Annotated in this window: 27 protein-coding genes; 15 read left to right on the top strand and 12 right to left on the bottom strand. The window is 67.8% G+C overall.

Features of this window, described 5'->3' with window-relative positions:
• The first annotated feature begins 88 nt into the window (after positions 1-88).
• From RM531_RS14185 to RM531_RS14165, 5 genes are all read left to right on the top strand, one after another.
• A complete protein-coding gene (locus tag RM531_RS14185; RefSeq protein ID WP_311660169.1) occupies positions 89-1,357 on the top strand; it encodes a porin in 1,269 nt (422 codons plus the stop codon).
• 69 nt (positions 1,358-1,426) lie between these two features.
• Entirely contained in the window at positions 1,427-2,287 is an 861-nt protein-coding gene (locus RM531_RS14180; RefSeq protein ID WP_311660167.1) for a hypothetical protein, read from the top strand.
• A gap of 283 nt (positions 2,288-2,570) precedes the next feature.
• Positions 2,571-2,972 (top strand): nuclear transport factor 2 family protein, encoded by a 402-nt coding sequence (locus tag RM531_RS14175; protein WP_311660165.1) that lies wholly within the window; start codon positions 2,571-2,573, stop codon positions 2,970-2,972.
• The gene (locus RM531_RS14170) at positions 2,969-3,601 is read left to right on the top strand and encodes a glutathione S-transferase family protein (RefSeq protein ID WP_311660164.1); all 633 of its coding nucleotides are present in this window, start codon (positions 2,969-2,971) and stop codon (positions 3,599-3,601) included. The genes RM531_RS14175 and RM531_RS14170 overlap by 4 nt, the downstream gene beginning before the upstream one ends.
• A gap of 2 nt (positions 3,602-3,603) precedes the next feature.
• On the top strand, positions 3,604-4,176 hold the full coding sequence (locus RM531_RS14165; protein ID WP_349255450.1) for a DNA-3-methyladenine glycosylase I: 573 nt from the start codon (positions 3,604-3,606) through the stop codon (positions 4,174-4,176).
• Between the two features lie 28 nt (positions 4,177-4,204).
• On the opposite strand, the gene RM531_RS14160 is transcribed toward RM531_RS14165, so the two are convergent.
• On the bottom strand, positions 4,205-4,474 hold the full coding sequence (locus RM531_RS14160; protein ID WP_311660162.1) for a hypothetical protein: 270 nt from the start codon (positions 4,472-4,474) through the stop codon (positions 4,205-4,207).
• A 273-nt stretch (positions 4,475-4,747) separates the two neighbouring features.
• On the opposite strand from RM531_RS14160, the gene RM531_RS14155 reads away from it, so the two are divergent.
• From RM531_RS14155 to RM531_RS14145, 3 genes are all read left to right on the top strand, one after another.
• Positions 4,748-4,960 (top strand): cold-shock protein, encoded by a 213-nt coding sequence (locus RM531_RS14155; RefSeq protein ID WP_311651329.1) that lies wholly within the window; start codon positions 4,748-4,750, stop codon positions 4,958-4,960.
• A 116-nt stretch (positions 4,961-5,076) separates the two neighbouring features.
• Positions 5,077-5,646, top strand: coding sequence for an SRPBCC family protein (locus tag RM531_RS14150; protein ID WP_311660161.1), 570 nt, complete (start codon positions 5,077-5,079; stop codon positions 5,644-5,646).
• Positions 5,647-5,656: 10 nt separating this feature from the next.
• Entirely contained in the window at positions 5,657-6,307 is a 651-nt protein-coding gene (locus tag RM531_RS14145; RefSeq protein WP_311660159.1) for a GNAT family N-acetyltransferase, read from the top strand.
• A gap of 17 nt (positions 6,308-6,324) precedes the next feature.
• Here the strand turns inward: RM531_RS14145 and RM531_RS14140 are convergent, their stop codons facing one another.
• Both RM531_RS14140 and RM531_RS14135 read right to left on the bottom strand, forming a co-directional pair.
• The gene (locus RM531_RS14140) at positions 6,325-7,341 is read right to left on the bottom strand and encodes a 6,7-dimethyl-8-ribityllumazine synthase (RefSeq protein WP_311660157.1); all 1,017 of its coding nucleotides are present in this window, start codon (positions 7,339-7,341) and stop codon (positions 6,325-6,327) included.
• A 24-nt stretch (positions 7,342-7,365) separates the two neighbouring features.
• Entirely contained in the window at positions 7,366-7,785 is a 420-nt protein-coding gene (locus RM531_RS14135) for a hypothetical protein (protein ID WP_311660155.1), read from the bottom strand.
• A 540-nt stretch (positions 7,786-8,325) separates the two neighbouring features.
• Between RM531_RS14135 and RM531_RS14130 the strand changes: the two genes are divergently transcribed.
• The 4 genes from RM531_RS14130 (at position 8,326) to purT (ending at position 11,534) form a co-directional block, all read left to right on the top strand.
• Complete coding sequence (locus tag RM531_RS14130) at positions 8,326-8,535, top strand: hypothetical protein (protein WP_311660153.1); 210 nt, start codon at positions 8,326-8,328, stop codon at positions 8,533-8,535.
• A gap of 110 nt (positions 8,536-8,645) precedes the next feature.
• A complete protein-coding gene (locus tag RM531_RS14125) occupies positions 8,646-9,629 on the top strand; it encodes a MerR family transcriptional regulator (RefSeq protein WP_311660151.1) in 984 nt (327 codons plus the stop codon).
• Positions 9,630-9,829: 200 nt separating this feature from the next.
• Positions 9,830-10,294 (top strand): FKBP-type peptidyl-prolyl cis-trans isomerase, encoded by a 465-nt coding sequence (locus tag RM531_RS14120; protein WP_311660150.1) that lies wholly within the window; start codon positions 9,830-9,832, stop codon positions 10,292-10,294.
• 58 nt (positions 10,295-10,352) lie between these two features.
• A complete protein-coding gene (gene purT, locus RM531_RS14115; RefSeq protein ID WP_311660148.1) occupies positions 10,353-11,534 on the top strand; it encodes a formate-dependent phosphoribosylglycinamide formyltransferase in 1,182 nt (393 codons plus the stop codon).
• A 151-nt stretch (positions 11,535-11,685) separates the two neighbouring features.
• Here purT and RM531_RS14110 read toward each other — a convergent pair whose 3' ends face one another.
• The 8 genes from RM531_RS14110 to RM531_RS14075 all read right to left on the bottom strand — a co-directional run bounded on the left by RM531_RS14110 (position 11,686) and on the right by RM531_RS14075 (position 18,910).
• The gene (locus RM531_RS14110; protein WP_311660146.1) at positions 11,686-12,888 is read right to left on the bottom strand and encodes a CaiB/BaiF CoA transferase family protein; all 1,203 of its coding nucleotides are present in this window, start codon (positions 12,886-12,888) and stop codon (positions 11,686-11,688) included.
• A 9-nt stretch (positions 12,889-12,897) separates the two neighbouring features.
• Entirely contained in the window at positions 12,898-13,509 is a 612-nt protein-coding gene (locus RM531_RS14105) for a HupE/UreJ family protein (RefSeq protein WP_311660144.1), read from the bottom strand.
• A gap of 10 nt (positions 13,510-13,519) precedes the next feature.
• A complete protein-coding gene (locus RM531_RS14100; protein WP_311660142.1) occupies positions 13,520-13,897 on the bottom strand; it encodes a nitrile hydratase accessory protein in 378 nt (125 codons plus the stop codon).
• A 31-nt stretch (positions 13,898-13,928) separates the two neighbouring features.
• Positions 13,929-14,546, bottom strand: coding sequence for a nitrile hydratase subunit alpha (nthA, locus tag RM531_RS14095; RefSeq protein ID WP_311660141.1), 618 nt, complete (start codon positions 14,544-14,546; stop codon positions 13,929-13,931).
• Between the two features lie 12 nt (positions 14,547-14,558).
• On the bottom strand, positions 14,559-15,245 hold the full coding sequence (gene nthB / locus RM531_RS14090; RefSeq protein WP_311660140.1) for a nitrile hydratase subunit beta: 687 nt from the start codon (positions 15,243-15,245) through the stop codon (positions 14,559-14,561).
• Positions 15,242-16,786, bottom strand: a complete 1,545-nt coding sequence (locus tag RM531_RS14085) for an amidase (protein ID WP_311660138.1) — start codon at positions 16,784-16,786, stop codon at positions 15,242-15,244. The genes nthB and RM531_RS14085 overlap by 4 nt, the downstream gene beginning before the upstream one ends.
• 90 nt (positions 16,787-16,876) lie before the next feature.
• Positions 16,877-18,088 (bottom strand): glycosyltransferase family protein, encoded by a 1,212-nt coding sequence (locus tag RM531_RS14080; RefSeq protein ID WP_311660137.1) that lies wholly within the window; start codon positions 18,086-18,088, stop codon positions 16,877-16,879.
• Positions 18,089-18,910, bottom strand: coding sequence for an HAD-IIB family hydrolase (locus RM531_RS14075; RefSeq protein WP_311660135.1), 822 nt, complete (start codon positions 18,908-18,910; stop codon positions 18,089-18,091).
• Positions 18,911-18,972: 62 nt separating this feature from the next.
• On the opposite strand from RM531_RS14075, the gene RM531_RS14070 reads away from it, so the two are divergent.
• Genes RM531_RS14070 through RM531_RS14060 form a run of 3 tightly spaced genes read left to right on the top strand, consistent with a single transcriptional unit; the run spans position 18,973 to position 22,044 of the window.
• Entirely contained in the window at positions 18,973-19,659 is a 687-nt protein-coding gene (locus tag RM531_RS14070; protein ID WP_311660134.1) for a response regulator transcription factor, read from the top strand.
• Positions 19,656-20,897 carry a sensor histidine kinase gene (locus RM531_RS14065; protein ID WP_311660133.1) on the top strand — a complete coding sequence of 414 codons (1,242 nt, stop codon included), beginning with the start codon at positions 19,656-19,658 and terminating at the stop codon, positions 20,895-20,897. The genes RM531_RS14070 and RM531_RS14065 overlap by 4 nt, the downstream gene beginning before the upstream one ends.
• A gap of 58 nt (positions 20,898-20,955) precedes the next feature.
• Complete coding sequence (locus tag RM531_RS14060; protein ID WP_311660131.1) at positions 20,956-22,044, top strand: glycosyltransferase family 9 protein; 1,089 nt, start codon at positions 20,956-20,958, stop codon at positions 22,042-22,044.
• Between the two features lie 19 nt (positions 22,045-22,063).
• Here the strand turns inward: RM531_RS14060 and RM531_RS14055 are convergent, their stop codons facing one another.
• On the bottom strand, positions 22,064-23,017 hold the full coding sequence (locus RM531_RS14055) for an alpha/beta fold hydrolase (RefSeq protein WP_311660129.1): 954 nt from the start codon (positions 23,015-23,017) through the stop codon (positions 22,064-22,066).
• Positions 23,018-23,112: the final 95 nt, after the last annotated feature.

The following is a 23,112-nucleotide window of genomic DNA, read 5'->3' as shown; positions in this document are numbered from 1 at the left end:
CCCATTGCGTTAGATGTACCTATCGAGGCGAGTCCGCTGATCCGGACCGATCGCCTCGTTTGTCATCGCAAACCAAGGGGATGAAATCATGTCTTCACATGCACGCCGGCTTACCGGCATTGCCGCCAGCTCGCTACTTGTCTGGTCGGCCACGGCCTCGGCCGTCACATTCGAGGCGGGGGACTGGTCTTTCAGCGCCAACGGCTATCTCAGCGTCAACTACACCAATACCCAGTGCGACGACAGCGCCGCGGTAGTCGATGGAAGCCTGCTGTGCGCCGTCGGCCCGGGCGAGGAGGACAGTGCGTCCTCGGTCAATTCCGGCAACCTCCCGGCCGGAATCGTGCTCGGGGCGCACACCAACCAGAACGGCCTGGAAATCGGCGCCAAGTTCGGCTTCTATCCCGGCATCGTGAGCAATGACTTCGGCAGTGGCAGCGGGCCCAACCTGCCGCCGCTCGGCCGCAACAGTGCACTGTCCTCCACCAGCCTGGATATCCGCCAGGTGTACGGCACCATCGGCAGCGACAGCTTCGGCACCATCAAGGTCGGCCGCGATTACCTGACGGTGGGCCTGGACGCGATCCTCAACGACATCACGCTGATCTCGGTGGGGGTCGCCAGCGTGGCCACCGCACGGTCACCCAAGAACACCTCGCTGGGCTCCATCGGCTTCGGGCACCTCTTTCCCACGCCCCAGGCACAGATTACCTACTCGACCCCGGACTTCGGGGGACTGTCCGGCAGCATCGGCATCTTCCAGCCGATCGATGCCATCAGCGCCTCCGGCACCGGCGCCGGATCGGCCGGCAGCGTGAAGGATATGCCCGGCTTTCACGGCAAGATCGGCTACACCGGCAGCAGCGGCGAACTGAGCTACAAGTTCAGCGCGGCAGCGCTGATGCAGGATCACGAACTGCAGGGCATCCCCGGCGTGACCGGGACCCAGTCGGGCGATAGCCAGGTATTCGACGTGTTCGCCCAGATGGGCATCGGGCCGTTCTCGGCGTTTGCCTACTACTACACCGGCGAGGGCGTGGGCATTTATTCGTACTTCATCGACGGCTTCGCCGCCAACGGCGAGGAGCGGGATTCCGACGGGGCCCTGTTCCAGCTGACCTACACCCTGGGCAACACCAAGTTCGGCGCCAACTACGGCTACAGCGATCTGGATCAGACCGCCGGCGACCCGGGCACCCTGCTGGAGTCGAATACCGCCACCACCTTCGGCGTGTATCACACGCTCACCCCGAACGTGACCCTGACCGCCGAGTACACCACGGCAACCGCTGAGAACAACACGGGCGGGGAGGTGGAAACCGACAACATCAACGCCGGCTTCTTCATCTCGTTCTGAGCGACCGCCATCCTGCCGGCTCCGCGCCATGCTCCCGTGGCCGGAGCCGGCCCTTTTCGAGGAGATGCCATGGGTATCGATGACCGCTTCAATCGACCCGACCGCACGTTGCAAGGACCGGCCGGGACCGGCCACCGGCCCGGGCGCAACTGGCTGATGCTGCTCTGCCTGATCGCCACGCCGGCCATCGCGGCGCCCCCGATCATCGACGCCGGGCCCGGCGACATCGACGGCCTGGTCGCGCACATCGAGTGGCTCAGTGACGAGCTGACCGTGACGCTGTCGCCCCGGCCGGACCGGGCGCCGCCCAACGATCATCCGGCAACCCTGGACGTCGAGGCGCTCGCGGCATCGTTCGGGCGCGTGGCGGTGACCGACAACGGCAATGCGCCGCAACACCTGATCCCGCCAGCACGCCGCGCCGCATTTGCCGATGCGGTCGGCCGCGGCCTGGCCCGCGCCGGACCGGATCAGGACATCGTGTTCGACTTCCTGGTCACCCGGCGCACGGGGCTGCTCGCGAGCCAGCGATACCGGACCACCGGGCGCGTCTTTCGCACCGGCGACGGCATCAATCTGATCATCGGCGCCGCGCAGCAACCCTATCGCGAGGGCACGGACCGCGCCCTGCAACCGATGGCGCCGGCACGGCGTGACACGGCCGGCATGCTGAAGGTCGCACTGCAACCCGAGGAACCCACCCGCCTGGCCGCCGGGCGCGACGACTGGGTGATTCTTCCGGCCGTCAATGCGCCGACGACGCCGGCGCCTACCCCGACGGCCGCCACCTCGCCGCCGGCCTCGTCCGACGAGACGGCCGGCGTGCGCGCCCGTCTCGAGCTGCTCCGGGACCTCCACCGCGACGGCTTGATCAGCGATGACGTCCGCGACCAGAGAACACGGGCGATCCTCGACGAGCTGGAACGCTAGGGGGCTGCTGAAAAAGCAGCCCCCTAGCGCGGGACAGGGATGTCCCGCCGCCGGTCAAGCACGTAAGGGCTTGACCGGGCGAAGCCGAGACCGGACCTGCGCCGGTCTCGGCGTGCTGAAAAGGACAGGAGGGTCCTTTTTCAGCATCGCCCTAGACCCGCGCGGACCCTCGGCATGACAGCGCCGAGGGTCCGGCCCGTTGCCTGCCACCCCAACCGACGGCGGGTTCCCCCGGCCTGCGGCAATCGCCATACTCGGCGCAACGATGCGGCGGGAGACGGACTTGGCGGATATCGACCCCCTGACGAGATGGCATCAGCTGGTAGCTGAGCGCGACCCCTCCGGGCTGCATGCCCTGCTGGCGGATGATGTGGTCTTCCACTCGCCGGTCGTGCACACCCCCCAGGCCGGGCGGGCGCGGACGCTGCCTTACCTGGCCGCCGCATTTCAGGTGTTCTTCAACGACAGCTTCCGCTACGTGCGAGAGATTCGCGGCGAGCGCGATGCCATGCTGGAGTTCAGCGTCACCATCGACGATATCGCGGTGAACGGGGTGGACATCATCCGCTGGAACGACGATGGGCGCATCGTCGATTTCAAGGTCATGCTGCGCCCGCTCAAGGCCATCAACCTCATCCACCAACGCATGGGCGCCATGCTGCAACAGGGAGGCTCACGCGCATGAAGCTCTACGACTGGTCCATCGCCCCCAATCCGCGCCGGGTACGCATGTATCTGGCCGAGCGGGGTATCGAGGTGGAGATCGTGCAGGCCGGCGCCCCGGACCAGATGGACCTGTATGACTGGTTCCTGAAGCTGAATCCGCGCCGGCGGGTGCCGCTGCTGGAACTCGACGACGGCACCCACATCGGCGAGGCCATGGCCATCTGCCGTTACTTCGAAGCCACGCAGCCCGGGTCGGGCCTGTTCGGGCATGACGCCCGCGAAACCGGCCTGGCGGAAATGTGGGAGCGCGAGGCCGACCATAACGGCATCCAGGCCGGCGGCGAACACGTGCGCAACGCGCACCCGGCGTTCAAGGATCGCGCCCTGCCGGGCTATGCCGGGGCCACCCCGCAGATTGCCGAGCTGGCCGAGCGCGGCCGCATGCGCTACGGCGAGTTTCTGGCACATGCCGACCAGCAGCTCGCCGACCGCGAATTCCTGGCCGGAGCCCATTTCACGGTGGCGGACATCACCGCCTTCTGCGCGATCGACTTCTGGCGCAAATTCCGGCTGCCGATTCCGGAGAACGCGGGGCACCTGCAGCGCTGGTTCGACACCGTCAGCCAGCGTCCCAGCACCGGCGCCTGATAATGGCGACCCGCTGCGGCTGGTGCGGCGAGGAACCGCTCTACATCGAATACCACGATCATGAGTGGGGCGTGCCGGTCACCGATGACCGCGTGCTGTTCGAGTTCCTGATTCTGGAGGGCGCCCAGGCCGGGCTGTCCTGGTGGACGGTGCTACAGAAGCGCGAGGGTTATCGCCGCGCCTTCGCCGGCTTCGACCCGGCGACTGTGGCGGCCTTCACCGACGACCAGCTGGCCGCCCTGCGCGACGACCCCGGCATCGTGCGCAACCGCGCCAAGATCGCGGCCGCCCGCGGCAACGCCCGGGCGTTTCTCGACGTGCAGGCCGAGTTCGGCGGCTTCAGCGATTACCTCTGGGGTTTCGTGAACGGACAGCCGGTGATCAACCACTGGCAGCGGCTGGATCAGGTACCGGCGACCACGCCGTTATCCGATGCGCTGTCGAGGGACCTCAAGCGCCGCGGTTTCAAGTTCGTCGGCAGTACCATCTGCTATGCCTACCTGCAGGCGGTGGGCGTGGTCATGGATCACGTCACAGACTGTTTCCGATATCCGGACCTCGCCGACGCCGAATGACGGGTCGCGGGGATGCGCGACGGCCGGCTCACTCCATGCGGCTGCCAGCGTCGCCGCCCTCGCCGGATGCGTCGTCGCCGATGCGGGGGCTGTCACCGCGCTCCAGCGACTGACCCGGCGCGGGGTTGTCGAGCGACCCGACCGGCGCGTCCGGCGACGAGGCCACCGCGGCATCACCGGCGTCCTCGGCGGGCACGACCTGCACCTGGTCCAGCGGCACCCGGGTGTCCGCGGCCAGCAGTAATCCGGGCGCCATCAGCAGTGCCGTCGTCATGTACACCGTCATCCGCTTGCTCATTCCAGGCCCTCCGGCCGATGCGTGTCCTGATGTTAACGGCCATGGTCGCCGTCCGCGCAGCCGTGGGGAAGGCCATCGACGCGCATGACTCGACGTCGCTCCGCGTTGGGCGTATAGTCGACCTTGCATTCGTTCGAGCCGTGCCCACTGCGGTTTTCAGTTACCCGCCTCGCGGCGGTGTTTACCCGGTGACAGCAGACCACGTTTCTTGATCGCTTGTATAACGCGGACCCTCGGGCCCGCACTTTTATTGATTAACCAAGAGGAAACGTCATGTCTGACGTGATTACCGGTACCGTGAAGTGGTTCAACGACGCCAAGGGTTATGGTTTCATCACCCCGAACGGCGGCGGCAAGGACGTGTTCGCGCACGCCAAGCAGATCGTCGGTGATGGCTTCAAGTCGCTGGCCGAAGGCCAGACCGTGGAGTTCACGATCACCCAGGGCCAGAAGGGCCCGCAGGCTTCGGACATTCGTCCCGCCTGAACCCGGCGATCGCTACGATCACCGAGAACCCCGGCTTCGGCCGGGGTTTTTTTTGCATCACCCGACGGCGGTCAGGCGCGTTATGCTGAGTCACTGGCCTTCCGGTTGAGTCGTCGATGTCACAACCCCGCGCAATCGGGCTGGCTGCCTGCCTGCTGGCCACCACCAGCGCGCAGGGTGTGGAAACGCGCACCATGGATGTCACGCGCGAGGGCAACACATTCCGCGCCAGGGCCGTATTCCTGCTCGATGCGCCGGTCGCCGCCGTGTACGCCGTGATCACGGACTTTTCGGCGCTGGATCGCATTTCCCCGCATATCCTTGAAAGCCGCCGCCTGGACGAGGGCGGCCCCGGGACGCTGGTGCGGGTGGTCACGCGCAGCTGCTTGGCGTTTTTCTGCCGCGACGTCACCACGGTGGAGCGACTCCACGAGCAGCCGCCGCACACGATCGAGAGCGACATCCTGCCCGAACGCAGCGATCTCGCCAGCGGCCACACCCGCTGGCACCTGAGCCGGGCGCAGGACCAGACGCAACTGGCGTGGACCACGGAATTCGTCCCCGGGTTCTGGGTACCGCCCATGCTGGGGACCGCAGCCGTTCGTCGCGCCCTGTCCCGGCAGCTGGCCGACGGGGCGGCCGGCATCAACCGACTGGCAAATGAGCGGGCCGACGGCCCGGAGTGAGAGGCAAGCCATGGCCTCCCATCAGCCCGCCGTCGACGACGAATTCATCGTGGCACACACCCGCGATTGTTCCCTGCGGGACGGCACCCGCATCCGGCTGCGGCCGGTGGCGGCCGACGACAAGGAACGCCTGCAGGCCGGTTTCGAACGGCTGTCGCCGGACTCACGCTACCGCCGCTTCCTGGCGCCCACCGGGGTGCTGACCGAGCGGATGCTGCGCTACTTCACCGAAATCGATTACGACGACCACTTCGCCTGGGCGGCGCTGAGCCTGGATGAGCCGGGTGAACCGGGCATCGCCGTGGCCCGCTATGTCCGCGACCGGCCGGGCAGCGATGTCGCGGAACCAGCCGTGGCGGTGATCGACGACTACCAGGGTCGCGGGCTCGGCAGTCTGCTGCTGCGGCTGCTCACCGCCAGCGCGGTGGCCAACGGCGTGAAGCGCTTTCGCGCCACGCTGATGCGCGACAACCGGCCGATGTACAACCTGTTCGCCGAGGCTGGCGGCACCTTCGTGACCGAAACCGCCGGACTGCTGCGCGCCGAGGTGGAACTGCCCACCTGCGAACTGGCCCGGGCCGAACTGCTGGACAGCCTGCTGCGACACAGTTGCGACGGCGCCGCGGATGCCGCCCGGCGGGTGCTTACCGGCGTGGATTAGGCGGAAAAACCCGTGGTCTATTTCCCGCCCAGCACTTTCGCGGCGGCGCTGGAGGCATAGAAGGGTTCCAGCCGCCGGCGAAGCAGGGCTTCCAGCGACCCGTCGGCCCGGGCGCGGGCCGCTATCGGGGTGATCAGGCGCCGGGCATCGGCGGCCAGGCCGGGCGCATCCACGCCGACATCGGCCAGCAGATCGGTCACCGGCCGCGATCCGTGTTCTGCGTAGATCGCATCGATGACCCGGGCGGCCAGTTCATCCACGTATTCCGTGTCCCGCAGCTGGTTCCATACCACGACGCCGAAATCGGCCAGCGCGTCGACATCGTCATCGGTCAGCACCCGTGCCGCCAGCAGCGGCCGGTCGGCCAGCGCCTCCCAGATCTGATCACCCAGGGCGCGGATGCGCTCGTCGGTGAGCGCCTCGGCGAGAAACGTCTCGCTCTGGGCCAGGGTGCGCGACAGATTCGCCTCGAGGTAAGCCCGCACCTGCTTTTCCACCTGCACTTCCAGTTGCGGCAACCGCTTGCTGACGGCCCCGGCGCCGGCGCTCAGCAGCGACGACACCCCCGGAATCCGCCGCAGCAGCGCCCGGTCGGAAAACAGATAGTCGCGGATGCCGTGGTAGAGCACCTCGGAGGCCACGGCGGCGTAGACCGGACTCCGCGCCACGCCCCGGATCAGGGCGTGGCGGGCATCCTCCATGTCCGCGGCCAGCACCACGCCGGCTTCGAAAACGGACTGGTCGAGCACGTCCGCCACCCGGGTGTCGGCATGCAGGGGATCGTCCAGCACGCGCCGGGCGGTCGCCCCGATCCCCGCCGCCAGACCCGGCCCCGGCTCGCGCGCCAGCACCGATTCGCGGACCAGATCGCCGACCGTCGCAGCGTCGAGCAGCGCCTCCAGCGGGGTCCCGGCCAGCCAGTCCCAGAGATGCTGCACCTCCGCGGCCACCTGCTTGTCCAGCGCCTTGCCCTGCCACTGGCGCAGCTCGAAGGCCACATGCGCTTCCAGCAGCGCCCGGCAACGTTCATCCATGAATGAGCTCGATTGTTTGGCGGATCAGATGGTCCGGGCTTCCCCGGCCCAGCGCATGCCCCAGGCGACACCCAGGCCCCAGGCGCCGTTGAGCATCAGCGCGCCCATGATCAGGGTGGGGTCCCAGCCGCCGGCCACGCCCATGCCCTTGAGCGGAAAGACCAGGAACAGCGCCACCGCACTCGGCCCCAGAGCGCCCAGAATCAGGGCCCGCAGCCAGTACAGACGCCCGACGGCATCACGGATGAACCACCAGACCGGCAGCCCCCACAGACCGCCCCAGAAGGCCAGCGAAATCACCGCCGGCACGCCGAAAGGCCAGGTCGGGGCCATCGCGAACGGCGGATTGGGCACGGCACCACCTAGCCAGAACAGCGTATACAACCCCTGGTGGCAGATCAGCGTGGCGGCAAACCCGGCGATGAACGACTTCAGCCAGACCATGAATGCGCTCCCCCTGTTGATGTGCCGCAAGCATAGCAATCCGCGACGCGCCCGGTATGCTGACGGCACCCGTCAACGCGATGAGGCCGGATGAATCTGTTCGACAAGGTGATGAAGGGGGCCATGGCCCGACGCATGGGGGATCTCACCATGGTCACCTTCGGCAGCCGGGGTGGCTCGATGATGGTCGCCTCGATGGATTTTTAGAGTGCGCGAGGGACCCTCTGGTTCATTCCGCGCGGCCTGCGCCGGAGTCTTTGCGCGTGGCTGGCAAGGAATGAGGAGTGCGGTTTGCTTATTGCAAATAAGCGACGAATGACGCCGTCCAGACGCGCGCAAAGGCCCGGCCGCTTCGCGGTTTGGCCCAAGCCACGCCACACCGGCGTTGCCCGGCTTGGCCGTGGGGCCTGCCACGACCGGCGCCGGGCGCCTTGTTGTGACGGGGCTTGGGACTCAAACGCAGGTCGCGGGGAATGAACCAGAGGGTCCCCATGGGCCCAGCAGAAATCGGCCAGCGGCAACGACGCCCGCGACTTCCAGATGCTGCTCAATCGGATTGAGTGTTTCGTCGCCCGCTACGGCAGCGGCCTGGCCTCCCGCGGCAGCCGGGCGCAATTGCTGGCACTGGCCCGCGCGATGCAGAACCTGGGCTACAACCATGATGACTGGAGCTTCCCGCGCGAGGTGGCGGACGAGCTGCGCCGTCGGCCCGGCGATACGGATTCCTCTAAGACTGACGGCGACTCATAGCTAGACAATATATCGACGATAAATTATTTATCTGGACATTACATTGACAACTCCGGCTCGCTGCGTAATGCTTGGTCGAATCGAATTGGCGATCAGGATTGCCACCGCCGATGGAAGCCTCAGCCGACAACTGGATGGATGAGCCGAACGGCTACCGCATCGGGGCGGTGACACAACGCACCGGGCTGACGGCAGACTGCCTGCGCGCCTGGGAACGTCGCCATGACGTCGTGCGGCCGCAGCGGGGCGGCGGCGGCCACCGCGTTTACTCCGAGGCCGACATTCGCAAGCTGTCCCTCCTGCGCCGGCTGGTGGATGCCGGTGAAGCGATCGGGGCCATCTCGAGTCTGGACGTACCGGCGCTGGAACAGCGGCTGGCGGCGGCTGAGAACGGCCGCCCGGCCCGGCGCTCGGTCGCGCTGTACGTGGCCGGCACGCTGGCCGTCGACAAGCTCAAGCCGCAACTACCCACCAGCGATTTCCGACTGACCGGGGAGGCGGCGTCGCTGGCCGACGCGGCCAGCCGTTTCCGGCCGGACCGGGATGGCGGCATGCCGATGCTGGTGGCCGAATGCGAGAGCCTGGACGAGATCGACGTCGCCCATCTGATCCGCCTGATCGACACCCTGCAGCCCAGCCACACGCTGCTGCTGCACCGCTTCCTGCCGCGCCATCTGCGTGAGAGGCTGGCCCGGCACAGGGTGTCGCTGCTGCGCTCGCCGCTGCCGGCCAGCGATTTGCGTCAGATTCTGGCCGCGCGGCATCTGCGGGGTGCGGAAACCACGGAAACGACCGAAACGGCAGACGCCTCAGCAGATCGAGATGCGCCACCCCCGCGGTTCAGCCGGGAAACGCTGCGTCGTCTGGCCGCAATGCAGCCGACACTCATCTGCGAGTGCCCCAAGCATCTGTCCGAACTGCTCACGTCGCTACTGGCCTTCGAGGATTACTCGCAACAATGCGAGGACCGTTCACCCGAAGATGCCGACACCCACGCCTTCCTGCGCGCGGCCACCGGGCGCGCCCGGGTGGCCATGGAGCAGGCGCTGGTACGCGTGCTCCGACATGACGGTATCGATCCGGAAGCTCTTTAGCGCGAACCGATCATCCAGTCCCGCCCGTGATCCCGGGGGTTTGTTCCCTTCATACCTGACCCGGGATCACACTGCCCTTGGCCGCAGCACTCCTGCGGCCTTTTTTTACCCGAATGCCGGCGGCCTGACCAGCCCGGCCCTGTTCCCCGGCGCCGTCAGCCATTACCCTGTGCGGCCATTTGCCCGAAACCGAGGGCCGCATGCAAGTCGCCGAAAATACCGTCGTTTCCTTCGACTACACCCTTCGTGACGAGGAAGGCACCGTGCTCGATAGTTCAGAAGGCCGCGAACCGCTGGCCTATCTGCACGGACATGGCAACATCGTGCCGGGCCTGGAAAAGGCCATGGCCGGCCACAGCGCCGGCGATGAATTCCAGGTCACGGTAGACCCGGAAGAGGGCTACGGCCCCTACCGCGAGGAACTGGTCCAGAACGTGCCGCGGGACGCCTTCCAGGGCGTGGACAATCTGGAGCCCGGCATGAGTTTTCAGGCCCAGTCCAGCGCCGGCCCGATGATCGTGACGGTCAAGGAAATCGAAGGCGAGGAAGTCACCGTGGACGGCAATCACGCCCTGGCCGGCCAGCCGCTGGATTTCAGCGTGGCCGTGACCGAGGTGCGGGAAGCCACCCCGGAGGAAAAGGAAAACGGCGAAATCGCCGGCTGACCCCGCGGCCGACGGGCCGCCTGCAACCGGGCCCCGCCCGCTGTCGAGGACGATCGCCATGACCACCATCGGCACGCCGCTGACCGATACCGCCACCCGCGTCCTCCTGCTGGGCAGCGGCGAGCTCGGCCGGGAAGTGGTGATCGAGCTGATGCGCTACGGCTGCGAGGTGATCGCGGCGGATCGCTATGCCGACGCCCCGGCGATGCAGGTGGCCCACCGCTCGCAGGTGCTGGACATGCTCGACGGCGACGCAGTCCGCGACCTGATCGAGCGTGAACGCCCGCATCTGATCGTGCCGGAAATCGAGGCCATCGCCACCGACACGCTAATGGCCCTGGAGGCCGAGGGGTGGTCGGTCATCCCCACCGCCCGCGCCGCCTCGCTGACCATGAACCGCGAAGGCATCCGCCGCCTGGCCGCGGAGGAACTCGGCCTGGCTACCTCACCCTACCGGTTCGCGGCAACCGAAAGCGAGTACCGCGAGGCGGTGGCCGCGGTAGGCCTGCCTTGCGTGGTCAAGCCGGTGATGTCGTCCTCGGGCAAGGGCCAGAGCACCGTCCGCACCGACGCCGACATCGACGCGGCCTGGGCCTGTGCCCAGGGCGGCGGGCGTGCCGGTGCCGGGCGAGTGATCGTGGAAGGGTTCGTCGAGTTCGACTACGAGATCACCCTGCTGACCGTGCGCCACAGCGCCGGCACCAGCTTCTGCGATCCGATCGGCCATCGGCAGGTCAACGGGGACTACCGCGAATCCTGGCAACCCCAGCCGATGAGCGACGCCGCCCTGGCCGAATCGCAACGCATGGCCCGGGTAATCACCGATGGCCTGGGCGGGCGCGGCCTGTTCGGGGTGGAACTGTTCGTCGCCGGCGACCGGGTGTGGTTTTCGGAAGTGTCGCCGCGGCCGCACGACACCGGGCTGGTTACCCTGATTTCACAGGACCTGTCGGAATTCGCCCTCCACGCCCGGGCCATCCTGGGCTTGCCGGTGCCGGTGATCCGGTCGCGCGGACCGGCGGCCTCGGCCGCGCTGGTAGTCGAGGGCAACTCCACGCGCACGGCCTTCGCCAATCTCGACGCCGCCCTGAGCCAGCCGGACACGGAACTGCGCCTGTTCGGCAAACCCGAGGTGGCCGGCGAGCGTCGCATGGGGGTGGGGCTGGCGCGCGGCGACAGCCTGGAGGCGGCGCGGGCCGCGGCGCGGGGCGTGATCGATAAGATCGACGTCCAGCTCTGACGCGTCGGCCCATCGGTCGTGTCACGTCCCCTCGCCCCTTGAAAAGCGGAGAGGGGATACTTCTCAACGGCGGGCTGAAGCCCGCCCTACAAACAGAGACTACCTGCGTAGGGCCGGCTTCAGCCGGCCTGACTGAAGAGCCAGCCAGTCATCACTGACGCGGCGGCACCCCGGCTGTATCGGTCGATACCAGCGATTCGATTGCGTCGTCGCCGTACCCCAGCTCTGCCAGCACCGCCCGCGTGTCTGCCCCGAGCCCCGGTGCACCCTCGAACCGCTCGGCCGGTGTCGCCGAGAACACCGCGGGCGTTCGCGCCTGCCGCAGCGGCCCGGCCTGCGGGTGCTCGCTTGCCACCACAATGGCATTGGCCGCGATCTGCGGATGGTCCAGCAACTGGCTGCGAGTGAGCACGGGCGCGCAGGGCACGCCCTCGGCCTCCAGCCGCGATAGCCATTCCTCGGCGCCGCGCGCGCGCAGCCGTTCCTGGGTCATGGCCAGGCGTTCGTCGATGTTGTCGTGGCGCAGCGCCGGCGTGGAAAAGCGGGGATCATCCAGCCAGTCCGGCGTGTCCAGCGCCCGGGTCAGGGCCTCCCACTCACGATCGGTCTGCACCGCCACGCTGATGTGACCGCCGTCCGCGGTTTCGTAGATCAGATCGATGAAGCTGGCGGCCTCGGCCTGCGAGATATCGCCATCCGCAAACGTCTGACTGGCCATGTCCGAACTCCACAGGAAGGCGATCACCGCGTCGAGCATCGACACCCGCACATGCTGGCCCGGCGCCCCGCGCTCGCGGGCGAACAGCGCCGCGCTCACCGCCTGGGCCATGGCCACACCAGTCAGTTTGTCGGGCAGGATGGTGCGCACCAGGCGCGGCCGGGCCTGATCCGATCCGGCCTGCACCGTGGCCAGGCCGGACAGGGCCTGGATCAGCGGATCGTAGACGGGCTTGGCGGCATACGGGCCGGTGAAACCGAAACCGCTGACGGAGGTGTAGATGATGTCCGGCGCGTGCTGGCGGATGACGTCCTCGCCCAGCCCCATGCGCTCGATCACGCCGGGTCGGAAGTTCTGCACGAACACATCCGCCTCGCGAACCAGCCGCAGCAGCACCTCGCGCCCGGCTGGCTGGCTCAGATCCAGCGCCATCGAGCGCTTGTTGCGGTTGTTGTTCAGAAAGCCCGCGGAGAAACCGTGGCGCTGGTTGGGCGCCAGCCGGGTGTAGTCGCCGGTATCCGGGCGCTCGATCTTGATCACGTCGGCGCCCTGGTCCGCGAGCCACATGGTGCCCAGCGGGCCCGACACCATGGCCGTCAGATCAACAACGCGAACGCCCGCCAGCGGGCCGGCCATCGCCGGTTTCTAGCTCGTCGCCAGCAAGACGGCGGCCAGACCGAGCATGCCGACACCGGTCGCACGCAGCAGGCCACCGGCCCGGGCCGCCAGCCCCGGCACGCGCTGAACGAGCAGCGCCAGGGCCACGGTCAGGGCCGTCTGGACCAGCGCCAGCCCGAGCAGATAGGCGGCCAGCGGGGTGGGCTCGGCGCCGACGATGGCCTGGGCGTAGGCCTGGCCGTGAATCAGGCCGGCGACCGCGATCACCGAGATCCAGAGCGACTGCGGCGTACCCGGCCGAGCGAGCATGCCGGCCGCCACCGCCAGTACCGTGGCTGGCGCCAGCCAGGGCAGCACCGGCAGGCCGGGGAGCGCGTACTGAACCGCCACACCCACCGTCACCGTCAGCACGAACGCCGCGGGCATCGCGCGCACCGCCCCGGTCGCCGCCGCCAGCAGTCCGATTGCCAGCAGGAACAGCGCATGATCCCAGCCGATCAGCGGATGGCCGAGTCCGGACAGCAGGCCCGCCAGCGCCCCGGTGGGCGTCTGGCCCGATTCCATGTGGTGCGCGAACGCCGGCGACGCCAGCAGGCAGAGGGCCGGTAACGTGGCCGCAGCGATTCTCGACATTCCCATCAGGTGCTCCCTAGAAGACCTCGTCCCGGCGCCCGTGGCGGTAGTCATCCACCCGTTGCGCGAGTTCATCGGCATCGACCAATCCCTGCTCGATCGCCAGCCGTTCGAGCGCGGCCAGCCAGTGGCCGTAGTAATCGCTGGCACTGCGATCCTGGTCCCCGCTGGCGGCGATCTCGTCGATCAGCCGCTGCTGGAAGGCCGCCCAGTCGTAACGCCCTTCCTGGTGCAGCTGCACCGCGATACCGAACACCCGCCCCTGCCAGGGATCCTCGAACACCAGCTCGCCGTTGGCGCGCGGCAGGGCTGCCTCGCCCCGCATTTGCGCGATGCTGTCGTCGATTGAGGACGTCTCGTTCACTTCCAGTTCGCCATGATCGCGCCGTGCCACCGAAGGTTCGGGTTCACCAGCCGATTCGGCGTCATGCCGGCGCCTCGACCTTCTGAACACCGATCATGGCATCGCGAGTGACAAGCCCGGCCAGTTCTTCCTCGCTCAAATGCTCGGTTCCGGCCGGCCGTTCCGGCAATACCAGATAACGGATTTCGGCGCTGGAATCCCACACCCGGATGGCCACGTCGTCGCCGAGCTCGGTACCGAATTCGGCCAGCACCGCCCGCGGCTCGCGCACCACGCGGGAACGGTAGGGGGCCGACTTGTACCAGACCGGCGGCAGGCCCAGCACCGGCCACGGATAACAGGAGCACAGGGTGCACACCACCACGTTGTGCACCTCGGGCGTGTTCTCGACCACCACCATGTGCTCGCCCTGCAGGCCGCCGAATCCCAGTTCCCGGATGGCACCCGAGCCCTCTTCCAGCAGCCGCTGCTTGTAGTCGGGATCGGTCCAGGCCCGGGCCACCACCTTCGCGCCATTGAGCGGCCCGATGTCCTGTTCGTAGGCCGACACCAGGGTGTCGACGGCGCCCGGGGTCAGCAGACCCTTGTCCCGCAGCAGGGATTCCAGCGCCCGGGCGCGAGCCTGGACGTCGCTGATCGGATGCGGGTGATGGCCGTGGTCGTGATGGTGATCGCTCATCGAGGCTTGCCTTCAGGCGGGTGACAGATAGGGTTCCCACAGATCGACGTGGTTGGCGGCCGGCCGGTCGGCCGCGGTCTCGCCCCACACCCGGTCGCCATCGAAGCGCACGGTGTAGAGATGCGCGGGCGACTCGTCGCCGCCGTGGGCGTGGGTATCGGGCAGCACATGGGCGCCGTGGGTCATGACCACCACCCCCGGCTTGTCACGCACGTAGGCCGGCAGACGGATGTGCCCGGGCGGCTGCAGATTGTTGGTGACCACGCGGTCGCCCACGGCGAAGCGGGGCCCGGCCGCGACTTCCCGATGGGCCGGCAGGCCGGCCTGCAGCCCCTGGGTCAGAGCCTCGGCGAGCGGGTCCGCATCGCCCGCCGGCGGCCGGGCATGGGCATCCGGGTCGGCCTTGATGTCGGCAATGCGCCGGTCGAGCTCGGCCGGGTCGATCAGGCCCTTCTCGCACAGCACGAGTTCGGCGGCCGACAGCCAGTGGTCGTAGTAGGAGCTGTCCAGGTAGTGGGCCGCGCCGATACGTTCCACGGCGTGCCGGAACTCGTCCAGGTTGTAGACGCCCTGGGCCATCAGGGCGATCACGGACGCGAACACGTCCTGTTCCCAGGCCTGGTGGAAGACCGGCTCGCCGGTCTCCGGCCGGATCGGGCCGAAGCCGTGCAGGCCGCCCATGTCGTGAACGCCGTTCATGCCGGGACCGGACGGGCGAACACGTTGCGCTCGAAGGCGTCGGAGGCGCGCAGGATGGTCGCCTCCTCCCCCTTGCGGCCGATCAGCATCATGCCGATGGGCAAACCGTCGGCCACCGCGCAGGGCAGGCTCATCGCCGGATGGCCGGTGACGTCGAAGGGGGCGGTGTTGGGCACCATTTCCAGCGCCCGGCCGATGACCTCCTCGCGCGGCGCATCGCCCGGCGGGATCGGCGTGGCCTTCATCGGCAGGGTGGGCATGACCAGCAGATCACAGTCCACCAGCGCGGCGTCGTAGGCCGCCTCCAGCGAGCGCGCCAGATTGCGGCTCTTGGCGTAGTAGCGGCCGTGGTAGCGGTCCTGCAGGTACTGACCCAGCAGCGTCACCAGCTTGACGGTTTCCGACAGGTCGTCCGCCCGGGTCAGGCGGCCGCGGGCAAAGGCGTCCAGCAGGCCGACGTTGTACTCACCCTTCCAGTTGGTGCCCATGCTGTTGCCTTCCACCATCAGCTTGGTGGCCCCCTCAAAGGCGATGCCGTTGAACAGGTGGATGCCGTCCCGATGCCAGGGCACGGAGACCTCGGTGACGCTGGCGCCGAGATCGGCGAAGCGACCGGCGGCGGCGCGCACGGCCTCGTCCACATCGGCCTCGGAGGCACCTTCCCAGCCGAACCCCTCGCTGACGATGCCGATACGCAGGCCCTCGGCATCGCCGATCAGCGCCTTGCGGTAGCCGGCCGGGGCCAGCTGGGCCGACTGGCGCGGGTCCAGCCCGTCCGGCCCGGCCATGACTTCCAGCAGCAACGCCACGTCGGCGGTGGTGGCGGCCATCGGGCCCAGATGGTCGAGGGTGATCTCGATCGGAAACGCACCAGTGTAGGGCACCAGCCCCCAGGTCGGCTTGAGGCCGTAGATGCCGCACCAGCTGGCCGGGATGCGCACGGAGCCGCCCTGATCACCGCCGATGGCCATGTCCACCTCGCCGGCGGCCACCAGCGCGCCACTACCTGCCGAGGAACCGCCGCTGGTACGGCCGGGATCATGCGGGTTGCGCACCGGGCCGGTGTCGTTGGTGTGGCTGGCGCCGGAGAAACACAGGCTTTCGCATACCGACTTGCCGAGAATGGTGGCCCCGGCGTCGAGCACCCGGGTGACCACGGTGGCGTCGGCATCCGGGACGTAACCCTCGAGCACCCGGGTGCCATTCATCATCGGCACGCCGGCCACGCAGACGTTGTCCTTGACCGCCAGGGTTCGGCCGGCCAGCGGCCCGGATTCGGCGCCGGGAATCTCGCTCTTCCAGTACCAGGCGTTTAGAGGATTGTCCTCCGGCTGCGGCCGGTAGCCCGGCGTGCGCGGATAGCGATTGATCGCGGCCGGCGCCGTGAGCTGGTCGATGCGGTCGAACGAGGCCAGGGGGCCGGCCATCAGGCCCAGAAAGCCGGCCACATCCTCGGCCGACAGATCGAGTCGATAGCGGCGGGCGATATCCTCGATCGCCGCGGCGGTGGGGGGCCGAACGGCCGGGTGGGCATCGGTCATGACGCAGCCTCTGGCAGATTTACAACGATGTCGACACCCCCACTCGGCAATTAATCACACCCCGCGATGGGTGTCAAAGACGGAGCATGGTCACGTGTTGTCCGCCTCCACCGCCTCGTACATCGCCGCGGGCAGGCCGGGAATCGCGGCCCGCACCCGGTTCCAGGTGGGGATGAAGGGCACTTCCATCGGATTGGCCAGGAACTGATCGCCCGCGTTGATGATGCTTTCCACGAACACTTCCACGGTCTTTTCCTCCGCGTGCCGGTCAAGCGTCAGGCCGTTGATCTGAGCATCGAAGTAGAAGCGTTCCACGAAATCCAGCGCATTGCGCAGGTACATGGCCTTGACCGTGCGGATGGTCTCGGGGGTGAGCACCACGCCGTGGGTGGCCAGCTTGCGGTAGAGCGCCTTGGCGATGTCGCTGCTCATGCGGGCCAGGCCCTTGCTGGCATCCTCGGCCGACAGTTCCTGGTGCTTGTGCTCGTAGGTCTCGGCAATATCCACCTGGCACACGGCGTTGGCGGTGTAGTGGCGGTGAACCTCGGCGAGAATGCCCACTTCCAACCCCCAGTCGGCGGGAATGCGGATGGTTTCCGCCACCCCCGCGCTCATCGCGAATTCGCCGGCCAGCGGATAACGGAAGCTGTCCATGAAGTCGAGAAAATCCAGCGGCCCGGCCACGCTGCTCAGCGCCCGCAGCAGCGGGGTGACAAACAGCCGCGCCACCCGGCCGTGCATGCGCCCGTCTGCCACCCGGGCGTAGTAGCCCTTCGCGAACTTGAACACGAAGTTGGGGTGGACGATGGGGTAGAACAGCCGGGCCGGGAGGTCACGGGTGTAGCTTTCGATGTCGCAGTCGTGCAGCGCCAGTGCCCGGCCGCGGTCGGAGGCCAGGAAGTAGCCCAGACACAGCCACACGTTGGCCCCCTTGCCCGGCCGGGCGGGGGCCAGATCCTCGTCGGAGAGCTGCTGCAGGATGGCCTGCATGCGCGGCCCGTCATTCCACAGGATGCGGTGACGCTGCGGCAGGCAGGCGAAGAACTCGCGGGCGTGGGCGAACTGCCGCTCGTCGGCGGCGTCCAGGCCGATGACGATTTCCTCCAGATACGGCACCTGCTTCAGCGCCTCGACAATCCGGGGCAGGGCCGTGCCCTCCAGCTCGGAGTACAGGCAAGGCAACACCAGAGTCATGGGCCGGCGGCGGCCGAAGGTCACCAGTTCGTTTTCCAGCGACTCCAGCGAGCGATCGCCCAGCCGGTGGAGCGTGGTGATGATGCCGTTCTGATGGAAATCCGCCATCTAGTCGTTCCCATTGTCGAAAATCTCTGCCAGCCAATCTAGCACCGCGGCGTTCCAGCCGGCGGGGCCGATGCCCGGCGCATGCACCAGACCCGGCGGGTCGGGCGGCGCGGCATGGCTGCCATCCGGCCGCGCCACCAGCACGCCGCGGTCGGCGGCGACGAGCATGTCGAAATCGTTGGGGCTGTCGCCCAGCGCCAGTGAGATCGGTGCCGTTTCACCGCCGAAGTGGGCCTGCAGCCGCCGCAATGCGTCGCCCTTGTCGCACTGACCCATCACGTGCAGGAAGCGCCCGCCGCGGCGCGTGGTCAGGCCGTGATTGGCCAGCCGGACTCGGAACTCGGCCAGCGCCTCGTCGCTACCCTGCCAAAGCAACGGCTCGGAACACAGCCGCTGACGGGCCCGTTCGGCATCGGCCTGCACCAGGCCGGTGCAGGCTGCAACCGCCGTTGCATCCATGTCCGCAAAGCCGGTAAAGGCGAAACCCTCGGCTCGCAGCGCGATCAGGACGTCGACAATGTCAGCATAGCCCGGCCCCAGACGTTCGACGTACAGACCGCCCGCCACGGCCGTGCCCCGATCGGCGCCGAAATAACCCGTCGGCACCGCCACGGCGCCGCCGTTTTCCACCACAAAAGGGGTGTTCGGGGCCAGCCGCGTCCGCAGCACTTGCATCTCGGCCAAAGTCTTGCTGGTCACCGGCACCACCGGAACGTCTCGGACGGCCAGCGCAGTCAGCGCCGGGACAGCGGCCTGCCAGCCGTAATCATAATGATCGAGCAGGGTGCCATCGAGGTCGGTGTAAACAACCCAGCGTGGCATGATTCCGTCAGGATTGGTCACGGGACAGACGTAATCGCCCGGCTTTTGCGGTCCATGGACACATGAAAGTGCTGATCATTGAGGACAATGCCGATCTTGCTGCCAGTATCTGCGAGTTTCTGGAGGACGAAGGGTGGGCGGTGGACTGGGCGGACACCGGCCCCCGGGCCTGGGAGCACACCAGATTAACCGATTCCTACGATGCCCTCGTGGTCGACTTGATGCTGCCCGGCATGGATGGCCTGACGCTGACCCGGCGGCTGCGCGAGGAACGCCACGATGCCACGCCCATACTCATGCTCACCGCCCGCGATGGGCTGGAGGATCGTCTGGCCGGATTCAAGGCCGGAGCAGACGACTACCTGATCAAGCCGTTCGCCCTGCCGGAACTGCAGGCACGGTTAACAGCTCTGCTGCGACGCGGCCGGCGTGCCGCCGGCGAGTTACGGGTCGACGGTCTGGTGCTGGACCTGGACGCCGGCCAGGCCAGGCTGAACGGCTGCAGCCTTTGCATGACGCCGCTTCGGCGTCGGCTGCTGGCCGCCCTGATGCGTGAATCCCCGCAGGCGGTGAGCCGACAGCGGTTGCTGCGTGAACTCTGGGGCGAAGATCAGCCGGATTCCGACGCCCTGCGTACGCACATACACGCCCTGCGGCGCAGCCTTCACGCATGCGGCCCCGGGCCGGCCCTGGTAACCCAGCCCGGAATGGGTTATCGACTCGCACCCGTATCGCCGTCACGCAGGTGAGGAAAAGCCTCCAGTTCCGCCTCGTCCGTGCGCTGGTCATCATCGTCGGCGCGGTGCTGATGCTGGGCACACTTGCCACCGTCATCGTCTCCGACTGGCTGGAAGACAGCGTGCTCATGGAAATCACCCAGCGGGAGGGCGATGCCATCGCGCGCGCCATGCTGGCCGGCGAAGACGTGGCCCTGCCGCGGACGTCCTCCCTGCAAATGTTCGTGGCCGAGAATGCACAAGACCCTACGGTGCCGGCAGCCATCCGTGCGGCGCCGGCAGGTCACTATGACGAAGTCGGCTGGCGCGGGGGTACTTATCACGTGTATCGCCGACCGCTCAATGAGCGCTGGCTCTACGTGGCCTACGACATCACGGCGATTGAAAGGCGTGAAGACGTCTTCGGCCTGCTGTTGTGGGTCAATGTGGCCCTGGCGCTCCTGTTGACGGGCGCTGCCGGCATTATTGCCGCACGCCTGACCATCGCCCCAATCGCACAGCTGGCCCACTGCGTGCAGAATCTGCCGGCGCAGACGCAGGGGCAGCGGCTGGCCACGGAATGCGATACCGACGAAACGATCATCATCGCCAGCGCTCTGGACCGGCATCTGGAACGGATCGAACGCCTGGTCGAACGCGAGCGCGACTTCACCACCGATGCCAGTCATGAACTGCGCACACCGCTGGCCGTAATCCTGACCACGGCGGAACTACTCGAGACCCGTACTGCGGACCACCCCGCACTCCGTGCCCAGATCGAGCGCATTCTCCGCGCCGCCCGACAGATGTCCGAACTCGCCGACGCGCTCCTGCTGCTGGCACGCGAGGACCAAGGCGACGAAACCACCCGGGTGGACGAGGTCGCACGCACCGTGGCAGCCGATGCTGCCTTCACCCCAGAGGCCGCCACGCGCCTGCAATTCGATCTGGATGACGAGCTGGCGGTGACAGCGCCGCGGGTGGCCGTGGCCACGGTGGTGCAAAACCTCGTCGGCAACGCACTGCGCCACGCGCCGACGGGACCGGTGGTGCTGCGCCTGCGGGGTCGCTGTCTCGAGATCACCGACCATGGCCCCGGAATGCCGCAGCCGATTCGCGAACGTGCCCTCGAGCGCGCCTTCCACGCCGGCGCGACAGCGGGGTCGGGATTCGGCCTCTACATCACCCGGCGCCTGTGCGAACGCTTCGGCTGGCACATCCGACTGCAATCGGACGAGAATCGCGGCACGCGAGTTGCCATCACGTTTTAACGTTGACTTAACCACCACCCGGGCAGCCTTGCACCATAGCCCAACCATCTCGCAAGGCATGCCCCGAACAACCGGAATCCGGGCGCTGATCCGCCCGCTGCGTCAGGCGCTGCGCCGACGCATCAGCCGGTGGATCACCCGGTGTTGTGGCACGCCCCATCCGCGCACCGGCCCCCTGCCTGCGCCCGGGCGGATTCTCGTCTGCCAGAGCAATTCGCGGCTGGGCAACACGCTGTTGCTCATCCCGTTGCTGCAGGGTCTGGCAGACCGTTACCCGCACGCGCGTATCGACGTGGTGATCAAGGGATGCGTCCATGGCAGTCTGCTTCAAAGCCTGCCGGGTATCGGCCACGTTCATGAACTGCCCGCCCGTGGGGCCGCACCCCGGGCGATGCTGAAGCTGATCCGCGAGCTGCGCCGCCTGCACTACGACCTGGCGGTGGAGGCCAACAGCCTTTCCACCACCAACCGCATCTTGCTGGCAGGGTGCGGCGCAAGCCACCGCCTGGGTTTCGCCGGGCCCGATCAGTGCCTGCGGCTGACGCATGCGGTCGCCCTGCCGAGTGTGGCGTCACATAGCGCCCTGCAACTGCTGCATCTGCTGACGGCATTGCCGGGCAGGGCGCCAGCCAGCCAACCAACACTGGCCGTGTACCCGGATGCGCCAACCCGCGCACGCGCCGAAACCCGTTTGCGGCGGGCACTCGGCAGCATCCCTGCCAACCGGCCCGTGATCGGTTTCTTCACCCGCGCGACGGGCAACAAGCAACTGCCGAACGCGTGGTGGCAACAATGGCGTGCCGCGCTGCATGCCGGCGGCGACCCGCCACTGCTGATCGAAATCGTGCCCCCTGGCGGCCTGCCCGTTCACGCGGATCAGGCGGCCGTGAGCACCACAGACCTGATGGAACTCGCAGCACTGCTGGCGCGGCTGGACGTGTTCGTGTCCGCGGACTGTGGGCCCATGCACCTGGCCGCCGCGGCAGGCATTCCGGTGGTGGGCCTGTTCCGGGCCACGCCGGCCAGCAGATTCGCGCCCCTCGGCAATGATTGCATCAGCCTCGACGAGCCGTTACATCCGGTGGTTGTGGCTCGGGAAACCGTGTGGCGCTACGACCGCCGCCGGGACACGCGGCGTTCAGCCTGAACAGCCGGAGCATTACCGGTCACTCGGCCCCGCGTCTTTCCAGCCCGGCCGCAAACTCGCGAAAGGCGGCGGCAGTGGCCGCCGGCCGCTCGATCATGGGGACATGGCCGGTTGCCGGCATCAGGTGCAACTGGCTGTCCGGCAGCGCCTGATCCAGGATTCGGGCACCGCCGACCGCAAGCAGGCGGTCATGCTCGCCCCAGGTAATCAGCGTGGGCACGCCCACCCCGTCCAGCGCCGCGGCCAGATCCAGCGGATCGGCGTGAATCTGTTCCAGCACCCTCGACCGCCGGTCACGTTGCGCCACCGCCTGCTGGGCCAGCACCCACTGGACCGGGGCCGGTATGTAGGGCGGCTCGTGAAACACCCAGTCCATCAATTCGAAGTATTGCTCGCGTGTGGCCGGCAGCAGCGGGTTCTCGCCGCCCGCCGCCACGTGCTCGTCCAGCTCGCTGGGCGGCGCGTCGGCCACCGCCGCGGGTGCCAGTAGCCAAAGCGACCGGACCGTTTCCGGATGCGCGGCCGCATAGGCCCCGGCGATGGCGCCACCCATCGAGTTGCCGCCGACGTGTACCAGCGACAGATCCATCGCCTGCACGAGCTGGTGGATGCGGTCCACCTGGGCGGCATAGCCATAGCCACGATCGGGGTCGGTCGGCGCTTCACCGAACGGCGGCAGATCGGGGGCGATCACGCGGAAGTGATCGGTCAGCTCACCCGCCAGGCGGGTCCAGTTGTCCTTGTCGCCGCCGAAGCCGTGGATCAGCAGCAGAGGCGGTCCGCTGCCGCCTTCGAGCACCGGCAGGGTCACATCGCCGAGCGACACCTCACTGACGTCCAGGCCGGCGTTGCCGCGCTCCAGCGTCAGCGCGAGCTGATAGGCGGTTTGTGGCGATACGATGTAGAGAAACACCAGCGCCGCGATAAGGGCGCCCGCCAGCAGCGCCAGGCCTCGTCCGAGCCATTTCATCATGCTTCCCCCTTGACCGGTTTCCCGGCGGGTCATGTTGCGCCAGCCGACGCGGATTGTCACCGGTCGGGATGGCAGCGAATCCGGCGCATGGTTAG

Source organism: Spectribacter acetivorans, from assembly GCF_031846305.1.
GTDB lineage: Bacteria > Pseudomonadota > Gammaproteobacteria > Nevskiales > Salinisphaeraceae > Spectribacter > Spectribacter acetivorans.
This window is presented reverse-complemented; position numbering and strand designations above follow the sequence as displayed.